Raw genomic sequence first — 24,150 nt, 5'->3', positions numbered from 1 at the left:
TCTGGCGCCATGGATCTCGAGACCTTCCGCAAGCTGGCGGCCGACCGCCGCGTCATCCCCGTCAGCCGCAGGCTCCTCGCGGACGGCGACACCCCGGTCGGGCTCTACCGCAAGCTCGCCGCCGAACGCCCCGGCACCTTCCTCCTCGAATCCGCGGAGAACGGCCGCAGCTGGTCCCGCTACTCCTTCATCGGCGTCCGCAGCGACGCCACCCTGACGGTGAGGGACGGCGAGGCCCACTGGCTCGGCACCCCGCCCGTCGGCGTCCCCGTCGACGGCGACCCGCTGGCCGCCCTGCGCGCCACCGTCGAAACCCTCCACACCCCCCGCGACCTGGCGGGCGGGATGCCGCCCTTCACCGGCGGCATGGTCGGCTACCTCGGCTACGACATCGTCCGGCGCCTGGAGAAGATCGGCGACTCCACCCGCGACGACCTGGAGCTCCCCGAGCTCACCATGCTCCTCACCAGCGACCTCGCGGTCCTCGACCACTGGGACGGCACGGTCCTGCTGATCGCCAACGCGATCAACCACAACGACCTGGAGACCGGCGTCGACGAGGCCCACGCGCACGCCGTCGCCCGCCTCGACGCCATGGAGGCCGACCTGGCCCGCCCGGTCGCCACCGTCCCCGCCGCCCTCCCCGCCTCCGAGCTGCCGGAGTTCTCGGCCCTGTGGGGCGGCCCCGCCTACCAGGACGCCGTCGAGGACATCAAGGAGCGCATCCGCGCCGGCGAGGCCTTCCAGGTCGTCCCCTCGCAGCGCTTCGAGACCTCCTGCACCGCCTCCGCCCTCGACGTCTACCGGGTCCTGCGGGCCACCAACCCGTCCCCGTACATGTACCTCTTCCGCTTCGAGAACGGCTTCGACGTCGTCGGCTCCAGCCCCGAGGCCCTCGTCAAGGTCGAGGACGGACAGGCGATGGTCCACCCCATCGCCGGCACCCGGCACCGCGGCGCCACCCCGCAGGAGGACCACGACCTCGCCGAGGAACTCCTCGCCGACCCCAAGGAACGCGCCGAGCACCTCATGCTCGTCGACCTCGGCCGCAACGACCTCGGACGCGTCTGCGCACCCGGCTCGGTGGAGGTCGTCGACTTCATGTCGATCGAGCGCTACTCGCACGTCATGCACATCGTCTCCACCGTGACCGGCAAGGTCGCCGAAGGCCGTACCGCCTTCGACGTCCTCACCGCCTGCTTCCCCGCCGGCACCCTCTCCGGCGCCCCCAAGCCCCGGGCCATGCAGATCATCGAGGAGCTCGAACCCTCCCGGCGCGGCCTCTACGGCGGGTGTGTCGGTTATCTCGATTTCGCCGGCGACGCGGACACCGCCATCGCCATCCGTACCGCCCTGCTCCGCGACGGAACGGCATACGTGCAGGCCGGAGCCGGTGTCGTCGCCGACTCCGACCCCGTCGCCGAGGACAACGAGTGCCGCAACAAGGCCGCGGCCGTCCTCCGCGCCGTCCACACCGCCAACCGGATGAACGACAACTGAGGACGTAGGGGATAGTGGGGTACGTGAGTGCCGTACCCGTACCCCAGCCCCGGGCCGCCCGCGTGGCCGTCCCCACCGGCGGCCGCCGCAGCCTGGCCGCGGCCCTCCTCCTCGGCGCCCTCGGCGCCACCGTCGTCCTGCTCTCCGCCGGCCAGATCTGGGCCGAGGGCACCGCGTCCGTCGGCGGCGGCAGCGTCCCCGTCGAAGCCGACGGCGGCGCCGTCACCGGCGTGCCGACCGCCCTCGCGATCGTCGGCCTCGCCGCCCTCTTCGCCGTCTTCGCCGTCCGCCGCACCGGCCGCACCCTCGTCGCCGCGCTCCTCGCGCTCAGCGGCGCCGGTGCCGCGCTCGCCGCGGTCCTCGGCGCCTCCGACAGCGCCGCCCTCGACGCCGAGGCCGCCCGCATCAGCGGCGACACCGCGGCCGCCGTGGCCGGCCTCAGCCACACCGTCTGGCCGTACGTGACCGCCGCCGGAGCCGTCCTCATCCTGCTCGCCGGCCTCTTCGCCCTCCGCTTCGGCAAGAGCTGGCCCGCGATGGGAGGCCGCTACGAGCGCTCCGGCACCCCGCGCGCCCGCAGGACGGCCACCACCGACCCCGACCGGCCCGAGGACCTGTGGAAGGCCCTCGACCGCGGCGAGGACCCCACGCACGGCGGCTGACCGGAGGACCGGCCGCGACGCGTGATCGTCCCGGCACCCCCGATTCATCCTCGCGCGCCCGCGTGCGGGACAATGAGCGCCGAGTGTCCGCGCACGCGAGACCTCACCATCGAGCAACTGCAACGAGGAGCAACTCATGGCGGGCAGCGCCCACGGACACACCCCGGCCGCCTGGACCGGTGTCATCATCTCCTTCATCGGCTTCTGCATCGCCGGCGTCTTCATGGTGGCCGCCAACCTGCCCGGCTTCTGGGCCGGCGTGGGCGTCATCGTCCTCGGCGGCATCATCGGCGGCGCGATGAAGGTCGCCGGCCTCGGCATGCCGAAGGAGTCGGCGGCCGTCATCGCCGCTCGCGAGGCCGCCACCGCGACGGCGAAGGCCCGCGCCTGACGCGGTACGACGCATCCGAGGGCGCAGTCCGGCCGTGCCGGGCTGCGCCCTCGCGCGTCACGGGCGAGAATCACCGGGTGGACACGCACCCGACGGCCGAAGCCGCGCCCGACGCTTCTCCCACCCGCCCGGGTGAATCCACCCCACCGGGACCCGCGGCGTGGCCGGCGGGACCGGTCCCCGCGCCGCCGCCGGCGCGGCCGCTCGCACGACGGCTCGCCGCACCGCTCGGCACGCTCCTCGGGGTGGGCGCCGCCTTCGCGTACGTCGGGGCCGTCGACCCCAACGAACCCGGCCACTACCCGGTCTGCCCGCTGCTCCGGTTCACCGGCCTGTACTGCCCCGGCTGCGGCGGACTGCGCAGCGCGCACGCTTTCGTCACCGGCGACCTGCCGGCCGCGCTCGGCGCCAACGCCCTGGCCGTCGCCGGCTACGGGATCTTCGCCGTCGTGATGGCCGTCTGGCTGGTTCGCGCCATCCGCGGGGTGCCGATGCGCCTCGCGATCCCCCCGGTCTTGTGGTGGGGGATCGGGGCCGTCCTCGCCCTCTTCACCCTGGTCCGGAACCTTCCCTTCGGCTCCGCGCTGGCCCCCTGAGGCCGTTCACCTGCCCCCGGGGACCCCGGCGGCAGTCCCAGCAGGTGGGACACCCCTCCGGCCGATGCGAGTCCGGAGCCGTCCTGCGGATAGGATCGAAGTGGCTGAACCTGTTTCCTCATCACCGTCCCGGAAGGGGGCCCCTCGCGTGAGTGTGCTCGACGAGATCATCGAAGGCGTACGCGCCGACCTCGCAGAGCGACAGGCGCGGGTCACCCTCGACGAGCTCAAGGAGCGCGCCGCCAAGGCGCCGCAGGCCAAGGACGGCGTCGCCGCACTGCGCGGGGACGGCGTCAAGGTGATCTGCGAGGTCAAGCGCTCCAGCCCGTCCAAGGGCGCACTCGCCGCGATCGCCGACCCGGCCGGTCTCGCCGCGGACTACGAGGCGGGCGGCGCCGCCGTCATCTCCGTCCTCACCGAGCAGCGCCGCTTCGGCGGCTCGCTCGCCGACCTGGAGGCCGTCCGCGCCCGGGTCGACATCCCGGTCCTGCGCAAGGACTTCATCGTCACCGCGTACCAGCTCTGGGAAGCGCGGGCGTACGGAGCCGACCTCGCGCTCCTCATCGTCGCGGCCCTGGAGCAGGAGGCGCTGGTCTCCCTCATCGAGCGGGCCGAGTCCATCGGGCTCACCCCGCTGGTCGAGGTCCACGACGAGGAGGAGGTCGAGCGCGCCGTCGAGGCGGGCGCCCGGATCATCGGCGTCAACGCGCGCAACCTCAAGACCCTCAAGGTCGACCGCGGCACGTTCGAGCGCGTCGCCCCCGAGATCCCGGCGCACATCGTCAAGGTCGCCGAGTCCGGTGTCCGCGGCCCGCACGACCTCATCGCGTACGCCAACGCCGGCGCCGACGCGGTCCTGGTCGGCGAGTCCCTCGTCACCGGCCGCGACCCGAAGGCCGCCGTCGCCGACCTCGTCGCCGCCGGTGCCCACCCCGCCCTGCGGCACGGCCGGAGCTGACCCCGCCGTGACCCCCGTCCGCGCCACGCCGACCGCCCTGGGCACCGCCCCGGGCGGCCCGGTCGTGCCCGCGGACGCCTCGGGCCGCCGCGGCCGGCTCCGTACCGCCGCCGCGCCCGTCTCCAAGCACGCCCCGCTGGCCAGGGGCTGCCGACCGCGCGGTTGCCGCGCGCCCGCCCGCCGTGTCCACGGCCGCCGGGTCCGCTACGTCATCGGCTCCGAGCCGGGCCAGGTCAACGGCATGCGATGGCGCCCGCGCCTCGCGCGCACCTCCCCCCTCTCCGCCTAGCCGCCACCCGTGGAAGCCCAGGCCCGGCAGAGGGCGCCGTTCGTCGTGCCCACGACGGAGCGGGCGGTGAGGTCGTTGCGCAGGACGTGACCATCGACCACACGTGACGGGGCGGGAGCCGCCCCGTGGAGGAGCATCCGCATGTCGAGCGAGTTCTTCATTCCGGACCTGGAGGGCCAGGTCCCGTCCGCCGAGGGGTACTTCGGCGAGTACGGCGGCAAGTTCATCCCGGAGGCGCTGGTCGCCGCCGTGGACGAGGTGGCCGTCGAGTACGAGAAGGCCAAGGCCGATCCCGAGTTCGCGCGCGAGCTCAACGACCTGATGGTGAACTACACGGGCCGGCCGAGCGCCCTGACCGAGGTGCCGCGGTTCGCCGAGCACGCCGGCGGCGCCCGGATCTTCCTGAAGCGCGAGGACCTGAACCACACCGGTTCGCACAAGATCAACAACGTGCTCGGTCAGGCACTGCTGACCAAGCGCATGGGCAAGACGCGGGTCATCGCCGAGACCGGCGCCGGCCAGCACGGCGTGGCCACGGCCACCGCCTGCGCCCTGTTCGGCCTCGACTGCACCATCTACATGGGCGAGGTCGACACCCAGCGCCAGGCCCTGAACGTGGCCCGGATGCGGATGCTCGGCGCCGAGGTCGTCGCCGTGAAGTCCGGCAGCCGCACCCTCAAGGACGCCATCAACGAGGCCTTCCGCGACTGGGTCGCCAACGTCGACCGGACGCACTACCTGTTCGGCACGGTCGCGGGCCCGCACCCCTTCCCCGCCATGGTCCGCGACTTCCACCGGGTCATCGGCGTCGAGGCCCGCCGCCAGATCCTGGAGCGCGCCGGCCGCCTCCCCGACGCGGCGATCGCCTGCGTCGGCGGCGGCTCCAACGCCATCGGCCTCTTCCACGCCTTCGTCCCCGACGCCGACGTGCGCCTGATCGGCTGCGAGCCGGCCGGCCACGGCGTCGAGACCGGCGAGCACGCGGCCACCCTCACCGCCGGCGAGCCCGGCATCCTGCACGGCTCGCGCTCGTACGTCCTCCAGGACGAGGAGGGCCAGATCACCGAGCCGTACTCGATCTCGGCCGGACTCGACTACCCGGGCATCGGCCCCGAGCACGCCTACCTCAAGGACAGCGGGCGCGGCGAGTACCGGGCCGTCACCGACGACGCGGCCATGCAGGCACTGCGGCTGCTCTCCCGCACCGAGGGCATCATCCCGGCCATCGAATCGGCGCACGCGCTCGCGGGGGCCCTGGAGGTCGGCAAGGAGCTCGGCAAGGACGCCCTGCTCCTGGTGAACCTCTCGGGGCGCGGCGACAAGGACATGGACACGGCCGCCCGCTACTTCGGGCTGTACGACGGGGAGGGCTCGAAGTGACGACCGGGAACATCCAGCTGCTGAGCGACACCCTCGCCAAGGCGAAGGCCGAGGACCGTGCCGCGCTGATCGCCTACCTGCCGGCCGGGTTCCCGACCGTCGACGGCGGCATCGCGGCGATCAAGGCCGCCTTCGACGGCGGCGCCGACGTCGTCGAGGTCGGCCTTCCGCACAGCGACCCGGTCCTCGACGGACCGGTCATCCAGACCGCCGACGACATCGCCCTGCGCGGCGGCGTCAAGATCGCCGACGTCATGCGGACGGTCCGCGAGGCCCACGAGGCCACCGGGAAGCCGGTCCTCGTCATGACGTACTGGAACCCGATCGACCGCTACGGCATCGAGCGCTTCACCGAGGAGCTCGCCGCGGCCGGCGGCGCGGGCTGCATCCTGCCCGACCTGCCGGTCCAGGAGTCCGCGGTCTGGCGCGAGCACGCCGACAAGCGCGGTCTCGCCACCGTGTTCGTCGTCGCGCCCAGCAGCAAGGACGAGCGCCTCGCCACCATCACCGCGGCCGGCTCCGGCTTCGTCTACGCCGCCTCGCTCATGGGGGTCACCGGCACCCGCGAGTCGGTCGGCGAGCAGGCCGCCGACCTGGTCCGCCGCACCCGCGCCGCGTCCGCCGCGCTCCCCGTCTGCGTCGGCCTCGGCGTCTCCAACGCCGTCCAGGCCAAGGAGGTCGCCGGCTTCGCCGACGGCGTCATCGTCGGCTCCGCCTTCGTGCAGCGCCTCCTCGACGCCGAAGGCGACGAGGCCGCCGGGCTCGCCGCCGTGCGGGAACTGGCGGCCGAACTCGCGGAGGGCGTCCGCCGCGTTTCGTAGCCCATTCGGGTGGAACTGGGACCGGGGAGGCGCGGATGTGCCTCCCCGGTTCGTTGCCAGGGGCGTGAGCGAGAAGAACAGCGGTGACGGTAACCGGAGCGCGCGGGAGCGCCTCCAGCAGCAGCGTGAGCGCGAGAAGGCCCGCGAGAAGCAGCGGCGCGTCCTGATCGTGTCGGCGGCGGTGGTCGGGGTCCTCGGCCTCGCCGCGGTCGTCGGGGTGATCGCCGCGGGCGGCGACAAGGACGGCGGATCCGACAAGGCCGGCCCGGTGGTCGCGCCGACCGGATCGATCGAGGGCGACAAGCCCGCCATCCCCACCGGCAAGACGGACGCCCCCTCCACGCTCGCGATCTGGGAGGACTTCCGCTGCCCGGCGTGCGCCCAGTTCGAGACCGTCATGCGGGACACCATCCACGAGCTGGAGGCCTCCGGCGCCCTCAAGGCCGAGTACCACCTGGCCACCCTCATCGACGGGAACATGGGCGGCAGCGGCTCGCTGCGCGCGGCGAACGCGGCCGGCTGCGCCCAGGACGCGGGCAAGTTCACCGCCTACCACGACACGCTCTACTCCAACCAGCCGCCGGAGACGGACGACGCCTTCGGGAAGAACGACAAGCTGATCGAGCTGGCCGCGAAGGTCCCGGGGCTCGACACGCCCGCCTTCCGCAGCTGTGTGAACGACGGCACGCACGACGGCTGGGTCAAGAAGTCGAACGAGGCCTTCCAGAACGGCGGCTTCCGCGGCACCCCCTCCGTCCTCCTCAACGGCGAATCGATCTTCCCGACCAAGGGGAACGAGCAGATCTCCCCGGAGAACCTGAAGAAGTGGGTGGCCGAGGCCAACAAGGGCAAGAAGGCCGGCACGGCCTCTCCCGCGGCCTCCCCGGCGGGTTAGTTACCCATACGTTGCCGGGTGGGCTGCCGTCCCGCCCACCCGGCAAGGTAGCGTCGGTCCTGCCATGGACCTTGCCTACATTCCCAGCCCGTCGACCGGCGTGATCCACCTCGGACCGATCCCGCTGCGCGGCTATGCCTTCTGCATCATTCTCGGTGTCTTCGTCGCCGTCTGGTACGGCAACAAGCGCTGGATCGCCCGGGGCGGCACCGCCGGCACCGTGGCCGACATCGCCGTCTGGGCGGTGCCCTTCGGCCTCGTCGGCGGACGCCTCTACCACGTTGTCACCGACTACCAGCTGTACTTCAGCGAGGGTGAGAACTGGGTCGACGCCTTCAAGATCTGGGAGGGCGGCCTCGGCATCTGGGGCGCGATCGCCCTCGGCGCCGTCGGCGCGTGGATCGGCTGCCGCCGCCGGGGCATCCCGCTCCCGGCCTACGCCGACGCCATCGCCCCCGGCATCGCCTTCGCCCAGGCCATCGGCCGCTGGGGCAACTGGTTCAACCAGGAGCTCTACGGCAAGCCGACCGACCTCCCCTGGGCCCTGAAGATCACCGAGGGCGTGAACCGGGACGCCGGGCTCTACCACCCGACCTTCCTGTACGAGTCGCTGTGGTGCGTCGGCGTCGGCTTCCTCGTCATCTGGGCCGACCGCCGCTTCAAGCTCGGCCACGGACGCGCCTTCGCCGTCTACGTCGCCGCGTACTGCGCCGGCCGGGTCTGGACCGAGTACCTGCGCGTCGACGAGGCGCACCACATCCTCGGCCTGCGCCTGAACGTGTGGACGGCGATCATCGTCTTCCTGCTCGCCGTGGTCTACATCGTGCTCTCGTCGCGACTGCGGCCGGGCCGCGAGGAGATCGTGGAGCCGAGGGCTGCGGAGAAGGACGAGAAGTCCACGGAGACCGAGAACTCCACGGAGACCGCGGAGTCCGCTGAGTCCGCCGAGTCCGCGACGGACGGGGAGCCCGAGGACGCCACGCCCGAATCCGACGCCGGTACGAACGAGGAGGCCGGGGCCGGGAACGGCGCCGGGTCGGCCGCCAAGGGCTGAGCCTTTCCGCCTACGGGAGGGCCGCGGGGACCGAGAGGTCCCGGCGGCCCTCCTTCGCGTTCCGGGTCAGGCCGTGCGGGACGCGAGGGCGAGGACCCGGTGGGCGCCCGCCACGACCGCCGCGTCGACGAAGCGGCCGTCCGGGAGGGCCAGCGCGCCCCGCTCGGCCGAGGCCGCCGCGACGACCTCCCGCGCCGCGTCGACCTCCTCCGGGGTGGGCAGATAGGCCCGCTCGATGACCGGGAGCTGGCGGGGATGGATCGCGGCCCGGCCGAGGAAGCCCATCGCCCGGCCCCGGGCGCAGCCGGCGGCCAGGGCGTCCAGATCGCCGATGTCGGGATGGACCGACTGCGCCGGGGGCGGCAGGGCGGCCGCGCGGGCCGCGACCACCACCCGGCTGCGCGGCCAGTCGAGCCCGGCGTCCTCCCGTACCCCCAGGTCGGCGCGGAGGTCGGCCTCGCCGATGGCGATGCCGCGCACGTCCGGGTGGGCGGTGGCGATGGCGTACGCGTGCTCCAGGGCGAGGGCGCTCTCCAGGAGCGGGTAGAGCGGGACGCCGGGGGCGAGTCCGGCGATCCGGTGGATGTCAGTGGCGTGTGTCACCTTGGGTACCCGGAGACCGGAGAGGCCGGGGAGGGGGGCCAGGGTGGGGATGTCGAGCGGGGAGTGGACGCGGACGTGCACCGGTACGGGGTGGGCGTCGGCGAGCAGATCGGCCGTGGCGTCGAGGGCGTACGCCTTGCGGTGCGGGGAGACCGCGTCCTCCAGGTCGACGATGACGACATCCGCGCCGGAGGTCAGCGCCTTGGCGACCACCTCGGGCCGGTCGCCGGGGGCGTACAGCCACGTCAGGGGTGTGCGGACCCGGTGCGGACCGGCGGCCTCGGTCATGCTCGCGCCGCCGGCACGGCCGCTCATACCGCTCCCCGTTCGCGGAGGCCGTCGATCTCGGCGGGGGTGAGGCCGAGTTCGGTGAGGACGGCGGTGGTGTCGGCGCCGTGGGGGCGGCCGGGCCAGCGGATGGCCCCGGGGGTCTCGGAGAGCCGGAAGAGGACGTTCTGCATCTTGATCGGGCCGAGTTCGGGGTCCGCCACCTCGGTGACCGTGCCGAGGGCCTGGAACTGCGGATCGTCCATGACGTCCCGGACGTCGTAGACGGGGGCGATGGCCGCCTCCGCCTTCTCGAACGCCGCCATCGCCTCGTCGCGGGTGTGGCGGGCGATCCAGGAGCCGACGGCCTCGTCCAGGACGTCCGCGTGCGCGGCCCGGCCCGTGCCGTCGGCGAACCACGGCTCGTCGATCAGCTCCGGGCGGCCGACCAGGCGCAGCACGCGCTCGGCGATCGACTGGGCGGAGGTGGAGACGGCGACCCAGGAACCGTCGGCGGTCCGGTACGTGTTGCGCGGGGCGTTGTTGCGGGAGCGGTTGCCGGTGCGGGGCTGGACGTAACCGAGCTGGTCGTACCAGAGGGGGTGGGGTCCGATGACGGAGAGCATCGGTTCGATGATCGCCATGTCGACGACCTGGCCGCGGCCGGTCGTGGTCCTGGCGGTGAGCGCGGTCATCACCGCGTACGCGGTGGCGAGGGCCGCGATCGAGTCGGCCAGGCCGAAGGGGGGCAGGGTGGGCGGGCCGTCCGGTTCGCCGGTGATGGCGGCGAAGCCGCTCATCGCCTCGGCGAGGGTGCCGAAGCCGGGGCGGTGGGCGTACGGGCCGAACTGGCCGAAGCCGGTGACCCGGGCGAGCACGAGACGCGGGTTGACGGTGGAGAGCTCCTCCCAGCCGAGACCCCAGCGTTCCAGGGTGCCGGGGCGGAAGTTCTCCACGATCACGTCCGCGTCGGCGGCGAGCGCGAGCAGGGTGTCGCGGCCGCCCGGCGAGGACAGGTCCAGGGTGATCGCCCGCTTGTTGCGGCCCAGGACCTTCCACCAGAGACCGACGCCGTCCTTGGCGGGGCCGTGGCCACGGGACGGGTCGGGCTTGCGGGGATGCTCGACCTTCACCACGTCGGCGCCGAAGTCGCCCAGCATCATGGCGGCGAGCGGTCCCGCGAAGAGGGTGGCGAGGTCCAGGACGCGGAGCCCCTGGAGCGGGGGAGCGGCGGCCGTGGGAGCGGTGGACGGTGCGGGGGTGGTCATACGGCGTCGGCCTCCAGGGTGTGGGGGGAGAGGAAGGCCGCCTCGATGTCGACGCGGTACGGCATTGAGGTCGACGCGCCCTCGCGCTGGACGGAGAGCGCGGCGGCGGTCTGCGCCCAGGCGAGCGCCTCCGGGGCGGGCCGGCCCTCGCCGAGGGCGACCGCGAGGGCGCCGACGAAGGTGTCGCCGGCCCCCGTGGTGTCCACGGCCCGGACCCGTGGGGCGGTGACGGTCACCGGCTCCGCGTCGCGGGCCGCGTACAGGCCACCGGCCGCGCCCAGGGTGATCACCACCTCGGGGACGAACCGCAGCAGGGCCTGGGCGGCGGCGCGCGGGTCGGTGAGCCCGGTGAGGGCGGCGGCCTCGTGCTCGTTCGGCACCAACAGGTCGGTGGCGGAGAGGAGTTCCGGCGGCAGCGGCTGGGCCGGGGCGGGGGTGAGGATCGTGCGGACGCCGAGCCGGCGGGCGGCGACGGCACCCTCGACGACGACGGGAAGGGGAAGTTCGAGCTGGAGCAGGAGCGTGTCGGCGGTGCCGATGAGGGCCTCGTCGCCGTGGGTGAGGGAGGTGACGGTGCCGTTGGCGCCGGGGACTACGACGATCGCGTTGCCGCCCTCGTCGTCGACGACGATGTGGGCCGTGCCGGACGGGCCCTCGACGGTGCGCAGGAGATCGGTGTCCACCGAGCAGTGTTCGAGCGTGGCGCGGAGCCGTACTCCGAAGTCGTCCGCGCCGACCGCGCCGATCATCGCGACCTCGGCGCCCGCGCGCGCGGCGGCGACGGCCTGGTTGGCGCCCTTGCCGCCGGGGATCGTGCGGAAGGAGCGGCCGGTGACCGTCTCGCCGAGGGCGGGGGCCTTCGGCACATAGGCCACGAGGTCCATGTTCGTGCTGCCGAGCACGACGATGCTGGTCATGGGCGTACTGCCTCCGTGTGTGTCAGTTCGGCCAGCGTGTCGAAGCCGATGCCGTCGAAGGACGGGACCGAGGTCGCGAGCCGGTTCTTGAGCGGGGCGGTCCAGCGTTCGGGCAGCCGGTCGGGACGGCCGGCGAGCAGCCCGGCCACCGAACCGGCGGTCGCCCCGTTGGAGTCGGTGTCCCAGCCGCCCGACACCGCCGCGCAGACCGAGCGGGAGAAGTCGCCGTCGGCGTGGGTGAGGGCGGCGGCGAGCAGGGCGGCGTTCGGGACGGCATGTACCCAGTGGTACCCGCCGAGTTCGGCGTGCAGCCGGTCCACGACGGTGTCGAAGTCGGGGGTGGTCCTGGCGTGTCCGATGCCCCGGCGGACGGCCTCGGCCAGGCGCGAGCGGGGCGGGACGACGCCGAGCCCCGAGGCCAGCGCCTGATGGACGTCGGCGGTGCCGGTCGCCGCCGTGGCGATCGTGGCGGCGACGAACATCGCGCCGTAGACGCCGTTCGCGGTGTGCGTCAGCGCCGCGTCCCGGTAGGCCTGCGCGGCCGCCGCCACCGGGTCGCCCGGGTGGGTCCAGCCGTGGACGTCCGCCCGGATCTGGGCGCCGATCCACTCCCGGAAGGGGTTGCGGCGTACGGCGGTCAGCGGGGGTTCGACCCCGTCCAGGAGGTTGCGGTAGGCGACCCGCTCGGCCGTGAAGGTGCGGCCCGCGGGGAGTTCGTCGAGCCAGAGCCGGGCGACGTCGGCGGTGCTGAAGCCGCGGCCGTACCGCTGGAGCAGCAGCAGATTGAGCAGGGGGTAGTTGAGGTCGTCGTCCTCGGGCATCCCGTCGATGTTCTCGGCGAGCGAGGTGGCGGCGGACCGCCGGTTCCACGGGTGCGCGGCGAGCAGCTCCGGCGGGACGCCGCGGGCGGTGAACCAGGTGGTGAGGGGCCAGTTGCCGGTGGCGCGGGCGAGGGCGCGGAGGGCGGGGAGGGGGAGCTTCTCGACGGGTTTGCCGAGCAGACACCCGGCCGCCCTGCCCAGCCAGGCGGCGTGGAGGCGGTCGCGGAGGGCGGGGTCGTGGCCGAGGCGGGCGGGGCGTGCGGGCGCGGGTCCCGGGGCGGGTCCGGGGGTGGTGGCGGCCTGGATGGCGGGGAGGTCGGCCGGTTCGTGGCGGGCGAGCGGGGAGGGGAGGGAGGCCAGGGTGTCCAGGAGGAGTTCGGCCAGCGGGCGGAGGTCCGGGCGGGGGGTGTCGGAGGCGCCGGCCGAGGCGGGGGGCGGGGGGCCGCCCGCGGCGGTCCAGCGGGCGGCGAGGACGTCGGCGTCGCGGCCGTCCTCGGTCGCCTGGCGGAGTTCGTGGCCCACCAGGTCCTCCGGCTGGACCCAGGTCAGGCGCAGGGTCACCGGTCCGTGCCCGTCAGCGTCGCGAAGGCGGATTCGTGGGCGCGGCGGAGGGCGGTGTCCCGGGCGAAGATCTCGTGGGCCACGGCGGTCAGCGCTCGCGCCGGGGCGTGCAGGTCCAGGCGGCTCGCCTCCGCCACCTGCTTCGCCCAGGCGGCGGGGACGGCGGACTCGCCGTGGAGGGCGCCCACGATCGCCCCGGCCATCGTGGCGGTCGAGTCGCAGTCGCGGCCGTAGTTGACCGCGCCGAGGACCGTACGGCGGAAGTCGCCCGCGCCGACGAGCAGCATGCCCAGGGCGATCGGGAGTTCCTCGATGGCGTGCAGACGGGACGGGCGGCGGGCACCCAAGGAGGGGGCGCGGTAGTCGGGGCCGACCGAGTCGAAGGGTTCCACCGCCCTGCGCAGGGGGCCGAGAGCGGACTCGAAGTCCGTGTGTCCCGAGGCGACTTCGGCGACCGCCTCGATCGCCGCGCGGGTGCCGTCCTTCGCCAGGGACAGCGCCGTGCCGACCACCGAGGCCGGGGTGGCGCCCGGCACGCACGCCGCCGCGACCGCCGCCGCGAAGACGCCCGCCGCCTCCCGGCCGTACGAGGACTGGTGCGCGCCCGTGAGGTCGACGGCCTCGGCGTAGGCGGCCTCGGGGTGGGCGGCGTTGACCAGGCCGACCGGCGCCATGTACATCGCCGCGCCGCAGTTGACGATGTTGCCGGTGCCCGCCTCGCGCGGGTCCACATGGCCGTAGTGGAGCCGGGTGACGATCCACTTCTCGGCCAGGAAGATCCGCTGGAGGGGGAGGGCCTCCGCCTCCAGCTCCGGGATCCAGACGGGGGAGCCGGTCAGTTCGGGGACGAGGTGGTCCGCGACCGCGTACGCGTCGAGGTGGCCGCGGACCTTCTCGTACACCCTGATCAGGGCGTGGGTCATCAAGGTGTCGTCGGTGACGTGCCCGTCGCCCTTGTGGTACGGGGCGATGGGGCGGGCGGTGCGCCAGTCGCCGCCGTTCCAGGGGCCGACGATCCCGGTGACGCGGCCGCCGTGGCGTTCCAGGATCTGTTCGGGGGTGTAGCCCTCGACGGGGCCGCCGAGCGCGTCGCCGACGGCGGCCCCGAGGAGGCTTCCGGTGATCCGGTCATCCAGTGCGGGGACGTTCTGTGGGGGTCCGTCCTGTGGGGGTGTGTCTTGTGTGGGTGTGTGCTGCGTGGGGGTCATGCCGGAATTGTCCACCTGGGGTGGCCGGTTCCGTGGCTCCGAGCAGCCCGGCGAGTTCCACCAGATCCGTCCCCGCGAGCCGGGGCAGCGCGCAGCCCGCGAGTGTCCGGCAGGCGTCCCGCCAGCTCGGCGGGACCGAACGGCCGCCGCCCAGCGCGCCGGTGAGCGCGCCCGCGAGCGCCGGCGCGCTGTCGGCCACCCGGGACAGACAGGCCGCCGCCGGTACCGCCGCCGTCATCTCGCCCCGGGCGGCGGTCGCGAGGGCGAGCGCCACCGGGACGGTCTCGGCGGCGGCGATCCCGTAGCTGTACACGTGGTCCACGATCTGGTGCTCCAGGAGCGGGACCAGCTCGAACGCCGACCCCGCGGTCTCGGCCAGCTTCAGCGCGTGCCGGGCGTTGCGGCCGATCTCGGTGACCGGCGGGAGTTCGGCGAGCGCCGCCCCGACCGCCTCGTCGACCGTCGCCCCGCCGAGTGCCGCCGCGACCGCCGCCGCCGTCGCGCGGGCGCCGTGCACGCCGTCGCCGTCCTGCGTGTACCGCGCGTCGAACTCGGCGAGTTCGGCGGCCGCGCGCGGGTCGCCCGGGTGGACGACCGCGAGGACCGCCGCGCGGACGCAGGCGGCGTCGTCGAAGAAGTGCGGGTTGTCATGGCCCGTCGCGGGCGGGCGCAGGCCCGTCGCGAGGTTGCCGAGGCCCGCGCGGACCGAGATCCGGGCCCGCAGCGGCAGCACGGCCGACTCGACCTCCGGCGCGCGCTCGGCCGCCGCGGCGACCTGGCCCGCGAGGGCGTTCCACGCCAGGTCCACGGCGGCGCGCAGCCGGCGCTCGGCGGGCAGGCCCGCGAACACCGGGCCCCCGGCGGCGAGGACCGCCTCGGCGGTGAACACCGCCCACTCCGCGTCGTCGGAGGGACCGAGCCGGAGCGGCTCCGGCGGCTGGTTCAGCGCGATGGGTACGGGGAGGGTCGTCGTCGCGTTCTGCTCCGCGAAGGTGTCCAGCTCGCGGGTCAGCCGGCGCGTCCACTCCGGCATCCGCGCGGCACGGTGCCGCGCGGCGGGCCATCCGGCGGCGTCGCCCGCGGCGAGGCCGAGGAGAAGGCCCTCGACCGCGTCGCGCGGCGCCCTGGCGGGGGCCTCGGGGTGGCGGGTGTCGTGGGGGGCTCCCCATGAACCGGTGCCGTGGACCTGGGGAGTGTGGTCCCTCGGGGTGTCGGGGGTGGTGAGGTGGGTGCTCATTCGGGGGCCTCGGGGGTGAGGAGGTCGGCGATGTCGAGGACGTGGTAGCCGCGCATGGAGGGGAGGCAGCTGCCGGTGACCGGGGCGATGGCGGAGGCCCAGTCGGCGGGGATGGCGGAGAGGCCGCCGGCGGCACCGGCGAGGGCGCCGGCCACCGCGGCGGTGGTGTCGGCGTCGCGGCCCATGTTGACGGCGGTGAGGACGGCGGTGCGGAAGTCGCCGCGCGCGGCGGCGAAGGCGCCGAAGGCGAGGCCGACGGCCTCGGGGGCGAGGTCGGTCCACGGGTAGCCGCCGATGACGACGGCGGAGCGGACCTGGCGTTCGCGGGTCAGGGGATCGGGCTGGACGCGCTGCGCGGCGACGACCGCGCGGCGCAGGGAGCGGGCGGTCCAGGAGTCCATGGGGACGACCGAGAGGGCCGCCGCGATGACCGAGGTGACGGTCGCGCCGGTCATCGCTGCGGCGACACCCGCCGCGACCGCCTGGCCGCCGTAGATGCCCTCGCCGTCGTGGCTGACGCTGCCGTCGATGGCGACGAGGCGGGCGGCCTCCGCGGGGCGGCCGGCGGCGAAGACGCCGAAGGGCGCGGCGCGCATGGCGAGTCCGTCGCTCCAGGCGTGGCGGTGCTGGGCGGAGATGGGGGCGGCGAGGCCGCGCCGGAGGTTCTCCAGGGTGCCGCGCTCGGAGAAGCCCGCGCCGCGGAAGGGGCCTTCGTCGAGGTCGGCGATCCAGTGGTGCCAGGCCCGTTCCACGTGGTGGACGGTGAGGGCCGAGCCGTGCCGGGCGAGCAGGAGCGCGGAGAAGATCGCGTACTCGGTGTCGTCGGTGCCGGCCGGGCTGTCCGTGACGAAGCCCTCGATACGGCCCCAGCGGCGGCGGATCTCGGAGGGCCGCATGTTCTCGGCGGGCGCGCCGAGCGCGTCGCCGACGGCGAGGCCGAGGAGCGCCCCTCTCGCCCGTTCACGCGTGTCGCGTGCCGTGGTGGTCACCATCTCGCGGCCCCTTCCTCGGGTGGGGCGCACCGGTGGCGCCCCGATGCTGGATCTGTGCCACCGCGGGCCGCGAACTCGCCGAAGAAACGTCTCTGTCACCCGGCTGACACCTCGCCAGATGTGGGTGCCCTCAGTGAGGCGGGCCTTAGTAAGTACGGCCTGCCTTGCTGGCGGACCCCTTACATCGCGCGTATTTTCGAGGGTGTTGGGGGCGGCGGGTGCATCCCGGCCCGCCGGAACGAGGGGAGAGCCATGTCCATCATCGAAGCTCAGGCGCCGCTGCACGAGGCCCACCGCGACAACCACACCCACCGTGACGTGAACGGCGGTTGGCTGCGGCCGGCGGTGTTCGGCGCGATGGACGGCCTCGTCTCCAACCTCGCCCTGATGACCGGTGTCGCGGGTGGCTCGGTCTCCTCGCAGACCCTCGTCATCACCGGCCTCGCCGGACTCGCGGCCGGCGCCTTCTCGATGGCCGCCGGCGAGTACACCTCCGTGGCCTCGCAGCGCGAGCTCGTCCAGGCCGAACTGGACGTCGAGCGCCGCCAGTTGCGCAAGCACCCGATCGACGAGATGGAGGAGCTCGCCGCGCTCTACGTCTCCCGCGGCGTCGAGCCCGCGCTCGCCCGCGAGGTCGCGATGCAGCTGTCGAAGGACCCCGAGCAGGCGCTGGAGATCCACGCCCGCGAGGAGCTCGGCATCGACCCGGACGACCTGCCGTCGCCGATGGTCGCCGCCGTCTCGTCCTTCGGCTCCTTCGCGCTCGGCGCGCTGCTCCCCGTCCTGCCGTACCTGCTCGGCGCGACCGCCCTGTGGCCGGCCGTCCTGCTCGCGCTCGTCGGCCTCTTCGCCTGCGGCGCCCTCGTCGCCCGGGTGACCGCCCGCGGCTGGCTCTTCAGCGGCATGCGCCAGCTCGTCCTGGGCGGCGCCGCCGCGGCCGTCACCTACGGCCTCGGCATGCTCTTCGGGGCGGCGCTCTAGCCCTGGCGGGGCAGCGCACTGGCCCTGGCGGGGCGGCGCTCTGGCCCTGGCGGGGTGCGCTCCAGCCCCTCGCGGGGCGGCGCACTGGCCCTTGGCGGGCTGCGCTCCAGCCCCTCGCGGGGCGGCGCGCCCGGGCCCCGTCCCCGTACCCCCGCGCCCGGTACGGAATCCGCATGGAACGGATTTCGTACCGCCATAGAAGACCGAGAGGCCCCTGAAGGGGGCCTTTCGGGCTTTTCGGGGGGACTTTCCGGGACGTAGGGCCCGTTTCGGCTGTGACGTATCTCCCTGGTCCGAACCTTCCCGGCGATGAGACACTATGCGGGACGCCACATATGTAGCCGGTTACCCGGCGGTTTCGAACCCGTGACCAACGGGAATGAGGCATGAGCGTCATTGGGCAATGGAGCCCAGTCGAGCGGGCAATGAGGCCCGCCGAGCGACGGACCGCCGGAGCCCCGGAGATCCTCCGACTCCTTCGAACCGTCCCCCGCGGAACAGCTTCTGTTTCCGCACCCCACAGGTGAACCCACACCACCGCTCCGTATCGGTGTTGTCCGCATGCTGGAATGAGCTATCCACTTCGCGAGAAGCCAGCCATCATGTAACCTGCACGAAATTTCGCGGAGGGCCAACGTCGTCCCTCGGCATCTGCATATGCCACGACGACGACGGGAGAGCCGATGCGTTCCGACGCCTGGTCGCCCATGGACGGTCGCCCCGCTCCGCAGGGGATGTACGACCCCCGTAACGAACACGACGCCTGTGGTGTCGGGTTCGTGGCCACCCTCACCGGTGTAGCCAGCCACGCGCTGGTCGAGCAGGCGCTGACCGTTCTGCGCAACCTCGAGCACCGCGGCGCCACCGGCTCCGAGCCCGACTCCGGTGACGGCGCCGGCATCCTGTTCCAGGTCCCGGACGCCTTCCTCCGCGAGGTCGCCGGCTTCGAGCTCCCCGAGTCCGGCGCGTACGCCGTCGGCATCGCCTTCCTCCCCGAGGACGGCACCGACGAGACCGCCGCGAAGATCGAGACGATCGCCGCCGAAGAGGGCCTCACCGTCCTCGGCTGGCGCGAGGTCCCCGTCGCCCCCGAGCTGCTCGGCGCCTCCGCCCGCGCCACCATGCCGGTCTTCCGCCAGCTGTTCGTGAAGGACGCCGACGGCGCGGCCACCGGCATCGCGCTGGACCGCAAGGCCTTCGTGCTGCGCAAGCGCGCCGAGCGCGAGGCCGCGACGTACTTCCCGTCGCTCTCCGCCCGCACCATCGTCTACAAGGGCATGCTGACCACCGGCCAGCTGGAGCCCTTCTTCCCGGACCTGTCGGACCGCCGTTGCGCCACCGCCGTGGCCCTGGTCCACTCCCGGTTCTCCACCAACACCTTCCCGAGCTGGCCGCTGGCCCACCCGTACCGCTTCGTCGCCCACAACGGTGAGATCAACACCGTCAAGGGCAACCGGAACTGGATGACGGCCCGCGAGGCCCAGCTCGAGTCCACCGTCTTCGGCGAGGGCTCGCTGGAGCGGATCTTCCCGATCTGCACCCCGGACGCCTCCGACTCGGCCTCCTTCGACGAGGTCCTGGAGCTCCTCCACCTCGGCGGCCGCTCGCTGCCGCACGCGGTCCTGATGATGGTCCCGGAGGCGTGGGAGAACCACGAGACCATGGACCCGGCCCGCCGCGCCTTCTACCAGTTCCACTCCACGATGATGGAGCCCTGGGACGGCCCGGCCTGCGTCACCTTCACCGACGGCGTCCAGGTCGGCGCGGTCCTCGACCGCAACGGTCTGCGCCCCGGCCGCTACTGGGTCACCGACGAGGGCCTCGTCGTCCTCTCCTCCGAGGTCGGCGTCCTCGACATCGACCCCGCCAAGGTCGTCCGCAAGGGCCGCCTCCAGCCCGGCAAGATGTTCCTCGTCGACACCGCCGAGCACCGCATCGTCGAGGACGACGAGATCAAGGCCGGCCTCGCCGCCGAGCACCCCTACGCGGAGTGGCTGGAGACCGGCGAGATCGAGCTCTCCGACCTCCCCGAGCGCGAGCACATCGTGCACACCCACGCCTCGGTCACCCGCCGCCAGCAGACCTTCGGCTACACCGAGGAAGAGCTCCGCGTCATCCTCGCGCCGATGGCCCGCACCGGCGGCGAGCCGCTCGGCTCCATGGGCACGGACTCGCCGATCGCGGCCCTGTCCGCCCGCCCGCGGCTGCTCTTCGACTACTTCACGCAGCTCTTCGCGCAGGTCACCAACCCGCCGCTGGACGCCATCCGCGAAGAGCTGGTGACCTCGCTGCGCTCCTCGCTCGGCCCCGGCAGCAACCTGCTGGAGCCCACCTCCTCGTCCTGTCGCAGCGTCACCCTGCCCTTCCCGGTGATCGACAACGACGAGCTGGCCAAGCTCATCCACATCAACGCCGACGGCGACATGCCCGGCATGAAGGCCGCGACGCTCTCCGGCCTCTACCGGGTCTCCGGCGGCGGCGAGGCCCTCGCCGCCCGCATCGAGGCCATCTGCGCCGAGGCCGACACCGCCATCGAGGGCGGCGCCCGCCTCATCGTGCTCTCCGACCGGCACTCCGACGCCGAGCACGCGCCGATCCCCTCGCTGCTGCTCACCGCGGCCGTCCACCACCACCTCATCCGCACCAAGCAGCGCACCAAGGTGGGTCTGCTCGTCGAGGCCGGTGACGTCCGCGAGGTCCACCACGTCGCCCTGCTCATCGGCTACGGCGCCGCGGCGGTCAACCCCTACCTCGCCATGGAGTCCGTCGAGGACCTGGTCCGCGCCGGCACCTTCATCGAGGACATGGAGCCCGAGCAGGCCATCCGGAACCTGATCTACGCGCTCGGCAAGGGCGTCCTCAAGGTCATGTCCAAGATGGGCATCTCCACCGTCGCCTCCTACCGCGGCGCCCAGGTCTTCGAGGCCGTCGGCCTCGACGAGACCTTCGTCGCCACGTACTTCAACGGCACGGCCACCAAGATCGGCGGCGCCGGACTCGACGTCGTCGCCAAGGAGGTCGCCGCCCGCCACGCCAAGGCGTACCCCGTCTCCGGCGTCCCCTCGGCGCACCGCGCTCTGGAGATCGGCGGCGAGTACCAGTGGCGCCGCGAGGGCGAGCCGCACCTGTTCGACCCGGAGACCGTCTTCCGCCTGCAGCACGCCACGCGCACCAAGCGGTACGACATCTTCAAGAAGTACACGGACCGCATCAACGAGCAGTCCGAGCGCCTCATGACGCTCCGCGGACTCTTCGGCTTCGCCACCGAGGACCGCACCCCGATCTCCATCGACGAGGTCGAGCCGGTCTCCGAGATCGTCAAGCGCTTCTCCACCGGCGCCATGTCGTACGGCTCCATCTCCCGCGAGGCCCACGAGACCCTCGCGATCGCCATGAACCAGCTGGGCGCCAAGTCCAACACCGGTGAGGGTGGCGAGGACCCGGACCGCCTGTACGACCCGGCCCGCCGCTCGGCGATCAAGCAGGTCGCCTCCGGCCGCTTCGGCGTCACCAGCGAGTACCTGGTCAACGCCGACGACATCCAGATCAAGATGGCCCAGGGCGCCAAGCCCGGCGAGGGCGGCCAGCTGCCCGGCCACAAGGTCTACCCGTGGGTCGCCAAGACGCGTCACTCGACGCCCGGCGTCGGCCTCATCTCGCCGCCGCCGCACCACGACATCTACTCCATCGAGGACCTGGCGCAGCTGATCCACGACCTCAAGAACGCCAACCCGGTCGCCCGCATCCACGTGAAGCTGGTCTCCGAGGTCGGCGTCGGCACGGTCGCCGCCGGTGTCTCCAAGGCCCACGCGGACGTCGTCCTCATCTCCGGCCACGACGGCGGTACGGGTGCCTCCCCGCTGACCTCCCTGAAGCACGCGGGCGGCCCCTGGGAGCTCGGCCTCGCCGAGACCCAGCAGACCCTGCTGCTCAACGGCCTGCGCGACCGGATCGTCGTCCAGACCGACGGCCAGCTCAAGACCGGCCGCGACGTCGTCATCGCCGCGCTGCTCGGCGCCGAGGAGTTCGGTTTCGCGACCGCGCCGCTCGTCGTCTCCGGCTGCGTCATGATGCGCGTCTGCCACCTGGACACCTGCCCGGTGGGCATCGCCACCCAGAACCCGGTCCTGCGCGACCGCTTCTCCGGCAAGCCCGAGTTCGTCGTCAACTTCTTCGAGTTCATCGCCGAAGAGGTCCGCGAGCTCCTCGCCGAGCTGGGCTTCCGCACCCTGGAAGAGGCCGTCGGTCACGCCGAGCTCCTCGACACCAGCCGCGCGGTCACGCACTGGAAGGCGCAGGGCCTCGACCTGGAGCCGCTCTTCCACGTGCCCGAGCTCGCCGAGGGCGAGGTCCGCCACGCCCGGATCGAGCAGGACCACGGCCTGGAGAAGGCCCTCGACAACGAGCTGATCCAGCTCGCCGCCGAGGCCCTGAACGCCGCCTCCGCCGAGGAGGCCCAGCCGGTCCGCGCCCAGGTCGCGATCCGCAACATCAACCGCACGGTCGGCACCATGCTCGGCCACCAGGTGACGAAGAAGTTCGGCGGCGCCGGCCTCCCGGCCGACACCATCGACATCACCTTCACCGGTTCCGCGGGCCAGTCCTTCGGCGCCTTCCTGCCGGCCGGTGTCACCCTCCGCCTGGAGGGCGACGCCAACGACTACGTCGGCAAGGGCCTCTCCGGCGGCCGCGTCATCGTCCGCCCGGACCGCGGCGCCGACCACCTGGCCGAGTACTCCACCATCGCGGGCAACACGATCGGCTACGGCGCCACCGGCGGCGAGCTGTTCCTGCGGGGCCGCACCGGCGAGCGCTTCTGCGTCCGCAACTCCGGCGCCCTGGTCGTCTCGGAGGGCGTGGGCGACCACGGCTGCGAGTACATGACCGGCGGTACGGCGGTCGTCCTCGGCGAGACCGGACGCAACTTCGCGGCCGGCATGTCGGGCGGTGTCGCCTACGTGATCGACCTCGACCGGGACAACGTCAACTCCGGCAACCTGGAGGCGATCGAGGCCCTGTCGGACACCGACAAGGCGTGGCTGCACGAGGTCGTGCGCCGCCACTTCGAGGAGACCGGCTCCACGGTCGCCGAGAAGCTCCTCGCCGACTGGGACGCCGCCGCGGCCCGGTTCAGCAAGATCATCCCCACCACGTACAAGGCCGTGCTCGCCGCCAAGGACGCCGCTGAGCTCGCCGGTCTCTCCGAGACCGAGACCACCGAGAAGATGATGGAGGCTGCGTCCCATGGCTGACCCCAAGGGCTTCCTGACCACCGGGCGTGAAGTCGCCCAGACCCGACCGGTGAGCGAGCGCGTCCGGGACTGGAACGAGGTCTACGTCCCCGGCTCCCTGCTGCCGATCATCAGCAAGCAGGCCGGCCGCTGCATGGACTGCGGCATCCCGTTCTGCCACAACGGCTGTCCGCTCGGGAACCTCATCCCCGAGTGGAACGACTACGCCTACCGCGAGGACTGGGCGGCGGCGTCGGAGCGGCTGCACGCCACCAACAACTTCCCGGAGTTCACCGGCCGCCTGTGCCCGGCTCCGTGCGAGTCCGCGTGCGTGCTCGGCATCAACCAGCCGGCCGTCACCATCAAGAACGTCGAAGTCTCCATCATCGACAAGGCCTGGGACACCAACGACGTCAAGCCGCAGGCGCCCGACCGCCTCTCCGGCAAGACCGTCGCCGTCATCGGCTCCGGCCCGGCCGGTCTCGCCGCCGCCCAGCAGCTGACCCGGGCCGGCCACACCGTCGCCGTCTACGAGCGCGCGGACCGCATCGGAGGTCTCCTCCGGTACGGCATCCCCGAGTTCAAGATGGAGAAGCGGCACATCAACCGCCGCATCGAGCAGATGCGCGCGGAGGGCACCAAGTTCCGCACCGGCGTCGAGATCGGCCGCGACATGCCGGCGACGGCGCTCCGCAACCGGTACGACGCGGTCGTCATCGCCGCCGGCGCCACCACCGCCCGCGACCTGCCCGTCCCGGGCCGGGAGCTGAACGGCATCCACCAGGCGATGGAGTACCTGCCGCTGGCCAACAAGGTCGTCGAGGGCGACTTCGTGGCCCCGCCGATCACCGCCGAGGGCAAGCACGTCGTCGTCATCGGCGGCGGCGACACCGGCGCCGACTGCGTCGGCACCGCCCACCGGCAGGGCGCGGCCTCCGTCACCCAGCTGGAGATCATGCCCAAGCCGGGCGAGGACCGGAACGCCAACCAGCCCTGGCCGACCTTCCCCATGCTCTACAAGGTCACCTCCGCGCACGAGGAGGGCGGCGAGCGGGTCTACTCCGTCTCCACCACCCACTTCGAGGGCGACGAGGACGGCAACGTCCAGTTCCTCCACCTCATCGAGGTCGAGTTCGTCGACGGCAAGCTGACCCAGAAGCCGGGCACGGAGCGCAGGATCCCCGCCCAGCTGGTCACCCTCGCGATGGGCTTCACCGGCACGGACGTCGAGAACGGCCTCGTCTCCCAGTTTGGTCTGGACCTCGACGAGCGGGGTAACATCGCCCGTGACGCGGACTTCGCCACCAACGTCGATGGCGTCTACGTCGCCGGCGACGCCGGCCGCGGCCAGTCCCTCATCGTCTGGGCCATCGCCGAGGGCCGCTCCGCCGCCCGTGGCGTGGACCGCTACCTGACCGGAGCCAGCTCCCTGCCGGCCCCGATCCGCCCGACGGACCGCTCCCTGCTGGTCTGATCGACCCCGAGAACGTCCCGTACAACGACGTACGGAACTGAGCG

Annotated in this window: 21 protein-coding genes; 13 read left to right on the top strand and 8 right to left on the bottom strand. The window is 73.2% G+C overall.

Annotation, left to right across the window (positions count from 1 at the left end; translation table 11 throughout):
* The first annotated feature begins 9 nt into the window (after positions 1-9).
* The 6 genes from ACZ7G1_RS06235 (at position 10) to trpM (ending at position 4,396) form a co-directional block, all read left to right on the top strand.
* The gene (locus ACZ7G1_RS06235) at positions 10-1,500 is read left to right on the top strand and encodes an anthranilate synthase component I (protein WP_470874575.1); all 1,491 of its coding nucleotides are present in this window, start codon (positions 10-12) and stop codon (positions 1,498-1,500) included.
* A gap of 14 nt (positions 1,501-1,514) precedes the next feature.
* On the top strand, positions 1,515-2,162 hold the full coding sequence (locus ACZ7G1_RS06230) for a TIGR02234 family membrane protein (RefSeq protein ID WP_470874576.1): 648 nt from the start codon (positions 1,515-1,517) through the stop codon (positions 2,160-2,162).
* Between the two features lie 136 nt (positions 2,163-2,298).
* On the top strand, positions 2,299-2,553 hold the full coding sequence (locus ACZ7G1_RS06225) for an HGxxPAAW family protein (RefSeq protein WP_470874577.1): 255 nt from the start codon (positions 2,299-2,301) through the stop codon (positions 2,551-2,553).
* A 77-nt stretch (positions 2,554-2,630) separates the two neighbouring features.
* Complete coding sequence (locus tag ACZ7G1_RS06220; RefSeq protein WP_470874578.1) at positions 2,631-3,149, top strand: DUF2752 domain-containing protein; 519 nt, start codon at positions 2,631-2,633, stop codon at positions 3,147-3,149.
* A gap of 148 nt (positions 3,150-3,297) precedes the next feature.
* Positions 3,298-4,107: an indole-3-glycerol phosphate synthase TrpC gene (gene trpC / locus ACZ7G1_RS06215; protein ID WP_470874580.1), complete on the top strand. Its 810-nt coding sequence runs from the start codon at positions 3,298-3,300 to the stop codon at positions 4,105-4,107.
* Between the two features lie 64 nt (positions 4,108-4,171).
* Complete coding sequence (trpM, locus tag ACZ7G1_RS06210; protein ID WP_470874916.1) at positions 4,172-4,396, top strand: tryptophan biosynthesis modulator TrpM; 225 nt, start codon at positions 4,172-4,174, stop codon at positions 4,394-4,396.
* Here the strand turns inward: trpM and ACZ7G1_RS06205 are convergent.
* Positions 4,393-4,557, bottom strand: coding sequence for a hypothetical protein (locus ACZ7G1_RS06205; protein WP_470874581.1), 165 nt, complete (start codon positions 4,555-4,557; stop codon positions 4,393-4,395). The genes trpM and ACZ7G1_RS06205 overlap by 4 nt on opposite strands.
* Between ACZ7G1_RS06205 and trpB the strand changes: the two genes are divergently transcribed.
* The 4 genes from trpB (at position 4,538) to lgt (ending at position 8,546) form a co-directional block, all read left to right on the top strand.
* Positions 4,538-5,776 carry a tryptophan synthase subunit beta gene (gene trpB, locus ACZ7G1_RS06200; protein WP_470874583.1) on the top strand — a complete coding sequence of 413 codons (1,239 nt, stop codon included), beginning with the start codon at positions 4,538-4,540 and terminating at the stop codon, positions 5,774-5,776. The two genes, ACZ7G1_RS06205 and trpB, sit on opposite strands and share 20 nt — an antisense overlap.
* Complete coding sequence (gene trpA, locus ACZ7G1_RS06195; RefSeq protein ID WP_470874584.1) at positions 5,773-6,597, top strand: tryptophan synthase subunit alpha; 825 nt, start codon at positions 5,773-5,775, stop codon at positions 6,595-6,597. Before trpB ends, trpA begins: the two co-directional genes overlap by 4 nt.
* A gap of 64 nt (positions 6,598-6,661) precedes the next feature.
* Positions 6,662-7,492, top strand: coding sequence for a DsbA family protein (locus ACZ7G1_RS06190; RefSeq protein WP_470874586.1), 831 nt, complete (start codon positions 6,662-6,664; stop codon positions 7,490-7,492).
* Between the two features lie 64 nt (positions 7,493-7,556).
* Complete coding sequence (gene lgt / locus ACZ7G1_RS06185; protein ID WP_470874588.1) at positions 7,557-8,546, top strand: prolipoprotein diacylglyceryl transferase; 990 nt, start codon at positions 7,557-7,559, stop codon at positions 8,544-8,546.
* A 66-nt stretch (positions 8,547-8,612) separates the two neighbouring features.
* On the opposite strand, the gene ACZ7G1_RS06180 is transcribed toward lgt, so the two are convergent.
* Genes ACZ7G1_RS06180 through ACZ7G1_RS06150 form a run of 7 tightly spaced genes read right to left on the bottom strand, consistent with a single transcriptional unit; the run spans position 8,613 to position 16,420 of the window.
* The gene (locus tag ACZ7G1_RS06180) at positions 8,613-9,464 is read right to left on the bottom strand and encodes an HpcH/HpaI aldolase/citrate lyase family protein (RefSeq protein ID WP_470874589.1); all 852 of its coding nucleotides are present in this window, start codon (positions 9,462-9,464) and stop codon (positions 8,613-8,615) included.
* Positions 9,461-10,684 (bottom strand): CaiB/BaiF CoA transferase family protein, encoded by a 1,224-nt coding sequence (locus tag ACZ7G1_RS06175; RefSeq protein ID WP_470874591.1) that lies wholly within the window; start codon positions 10,682-10,684, stop codon positions 9,461-9,463. Before ACZ7G1_RS06175 ends, ACZ7G1_RS06180 begins: the two co-directional genes overlap by 4 nt.
* Positions 10,681-11,601 (bottom strand): ribokinase, encoded by a 921-nt coding sequence (gene rbsK / locus ACZ7G1_RS06170; protein WP_470874592.1) that lies wholly within the window; start codon positions 11,599-11,601, stop codon positions 10,681-10,683. The genes ACZ7G1_RS06175 and rbsK overlap by 4 nt, the downstream gene beginning before the upstream one ends.
* On the bottom strand, positions 11,598-12,983 hold the full coding sequence (locus ACZ7G1_RS06165; protein WP_470874594.1) for an ADP-ribosylglycohydrolase family protein: 1,386 nt from the start codon (positions 12,981-12,983) through the stop codon (positions 11,598-11,600). Before ACZ7G1_RS06165 ends, rbsK begins: the two co-directional genes overlap by 4 nt.
* The gene (locus ACZ7G1_RS06160) at positions 12,980-14,191 is read right to left on the bottom strand and encodes an ADP-ribosylglycohydrolase family protein (protein WP_470874596.1); all 1,212 of its coding nucleotides are present in this window, start codon (positions 14,189-14,191) and stop codon (positions 12,980-12,982) included. Before ACZ7G1_RS06160 ends, ACZ7G1_RS06165 begins: the two co-directional genes overlap by 4 nt.
* Positions 14,112-15,428, bottom strand: a complete 1,317-nt coding sequence (locus ACZ7G1_RS06155; RefSeq protein WP_470874598.1) for an ADP-ribosylglycohydrolase family protein — start codon at positions 15,426-15,428, stop codon at positions 14,112-14,114. Before ACZ7G1_RS06155 ends, ACZ7G1_RS06160 begins: the two co-directional genes overlap by 80 nt.
* Positions 15,425-16,420, bottom strand: coding sequence for an ADP-ribosylglycohydrolase family protein (locus ACZ7G1_RS06150; RefSeq protein ID WP_470874600.1), 996 nt, complete (start codon positions 16,418-16,420; stop codon positions 15,425-15,427). The genes ACZ7G1_RS06155 and ACZ7G1_RS06150 overlap by 4 nt, the downstream gene beginning before the upstream one ends.
* A gap of 252 nt (positions 16,421-16,672) precedes the next feature.
* Between ACZ7G1_RS06150 and ACZ7G1_RS06145 the strand changes: the two genes are divergently transcribed.
* The 3 genes from ACZ7G1_RS06145 (at position 16,673) to ACZ7G1_RS06135 (ending at position 24,106) form a co-directional block, all read left to right on the top strand.
* Positions 16,673-17,401 (top strand): VIT1/CCC1 transporter family protein, encoded by a 729-nt coding sequence (locus tag ACZ7G1_RS06145; protein WP_470874602.1) that lies wholly within the window; start codon positions 16,673-16,675, stop codon positions 17,399-17,401.
* 683 nt (positions 17,402-18,084) lie between these two features.
* Positions 18,085-22,653, top strand: a complete 4,569-nt coding sequence (gene gltB, locus ACZ7G1_RS06140; RefSeq protein WP_470874604.1) for a glutamate synthase large subunit — start codon at positions 18,085-18,087, stop codon at positions 22,651-22,653.
* Complete coding sequence (locus ACZ7G1_RS06135) at positions 22,646-24,106, top strand: glutamate synthase subunit beta (protein ID WP_470874605.1); 1,461 nt, start codon at positions 22,646-22,648, stop codon at positions 24,104-24,106. The genes gltB and ACZ7G1_RS06135 overlap by 8 nt, the downstream gene beginning before the upstream one ends.
* Positions 24,107-24,150 lie beyond the last annotated feature (44 nt).

This window comes from Streptomyces sp. NPDC037273, from assembly GCF_055603625.1.
The sequence above is the reverse complement of the archived record's forward strand: the minus strand, read 5'-3'. Positions and strand labels throughout refer to the sequence as shown.

Excerpts from the sequence above, each read along its gene's own strand:
- ACZ7G1_RS06225 (WP_470874577.1), top strand. The coding sequence starts at position 2,299 with ATGGCGGGCAGCGCCCACGGACACACCCCGGCCGCCTGGACCGGTGTC.
- rbsK (WP_470874592.1), bottom strand. The coding sequence starts at position 11,601 with ATGACCAGCATCGTCGTGCTCGGCAGCACGAACATGGACCTCGTGGCC.
- ACZ7G1_RS06175 (WP_470874591.1), bottom strand. The coding sequence starts at position 10,684 with ATGACCACCCCCGCACCGTCCACCGCTCCCACGGCCGCCGCTCCCCCG.
- trpB (WP_470874583.1), top strand. The coding sequence starts at position 4,538 with ATGTCGAGCGAGTTCTTCATTCCGGACCTGGAGGGCCAGGTCCCGTCC.
- ACZ7G1_RS06180 (WP_470874589.1), bottom strand. The coding sequence starts at position 9,464 with ATGAGCGGCCGTGCCGGCGGCGCGAGCATGACCGAGGCCGCCGGTCCG.
- ACZ7G1_RS06205 (WP_470874581.1), bottom strand. The coding sequence starts at position 4,557 with ATGAAGAACTCGCTCGACATGCGGATGCTCCTCCACGGGGCGGCTCCC.
- ACZ7G1_RS06160 (WP_470874596.1), bottom strand. The coding sequence starts at position 14,191 with ATGACCCCCACGCAGCACACACCCACACAAGACACACCCCCACAGGAC.
- ACZ7G1_RS06145 (WP_470874602.1), top strand. The coding sequence starts at position 16,673 with ATGTCCATCATCGAAGCTCAGGCGCCGCTGCACGAGGCCCACCGCGAC.
- ACZ7G1_RS06135 (WP_470874605.1), top strand. The coding sequence starts at position 22,646 with ATGGCTGACCCCAAGGGCTTCCTGACCACCGGGCGTGAAGTCGCCCAG.
- ACZ7G1_RS06235 (WP_470874575.1), top strand. The coding sequence starts at position 10 with ATGGATCTCGAGACCTTCCGCAAGCTGGCGGCCGACCGCCGCGTCATC.
- gltB (WP_470874604.1), top strand. The coding sequence starts at position 18,085 with ATGCGTTCCGACGCCTGGTCGCCCATGGACGGTCGCCCCGCTCCGCAG.
- lgt (WP_470874588.1), top strand. The coding sequence starts at position 7,557 with ATGGACCTTGCCTACATTCCCAGCCCGTCGACCGGCGTGATCCACCTC.
- ACZ7G1_RS06150 (WP_470874600.1), bottom strand. The coding sequence starts at position 16,420 with ATGGTGACCACCACGGCACGCGACACGCGTGAACGGGCGAGAGGGGCG.
- ACZ7G1_RS06155 (WP_470874598.1), bottom strand. The coding sequence starts at position 15,428 with ATGAGCACCCACCTCACCACCCCCGACACCCCGAGGGACCACACTCCC.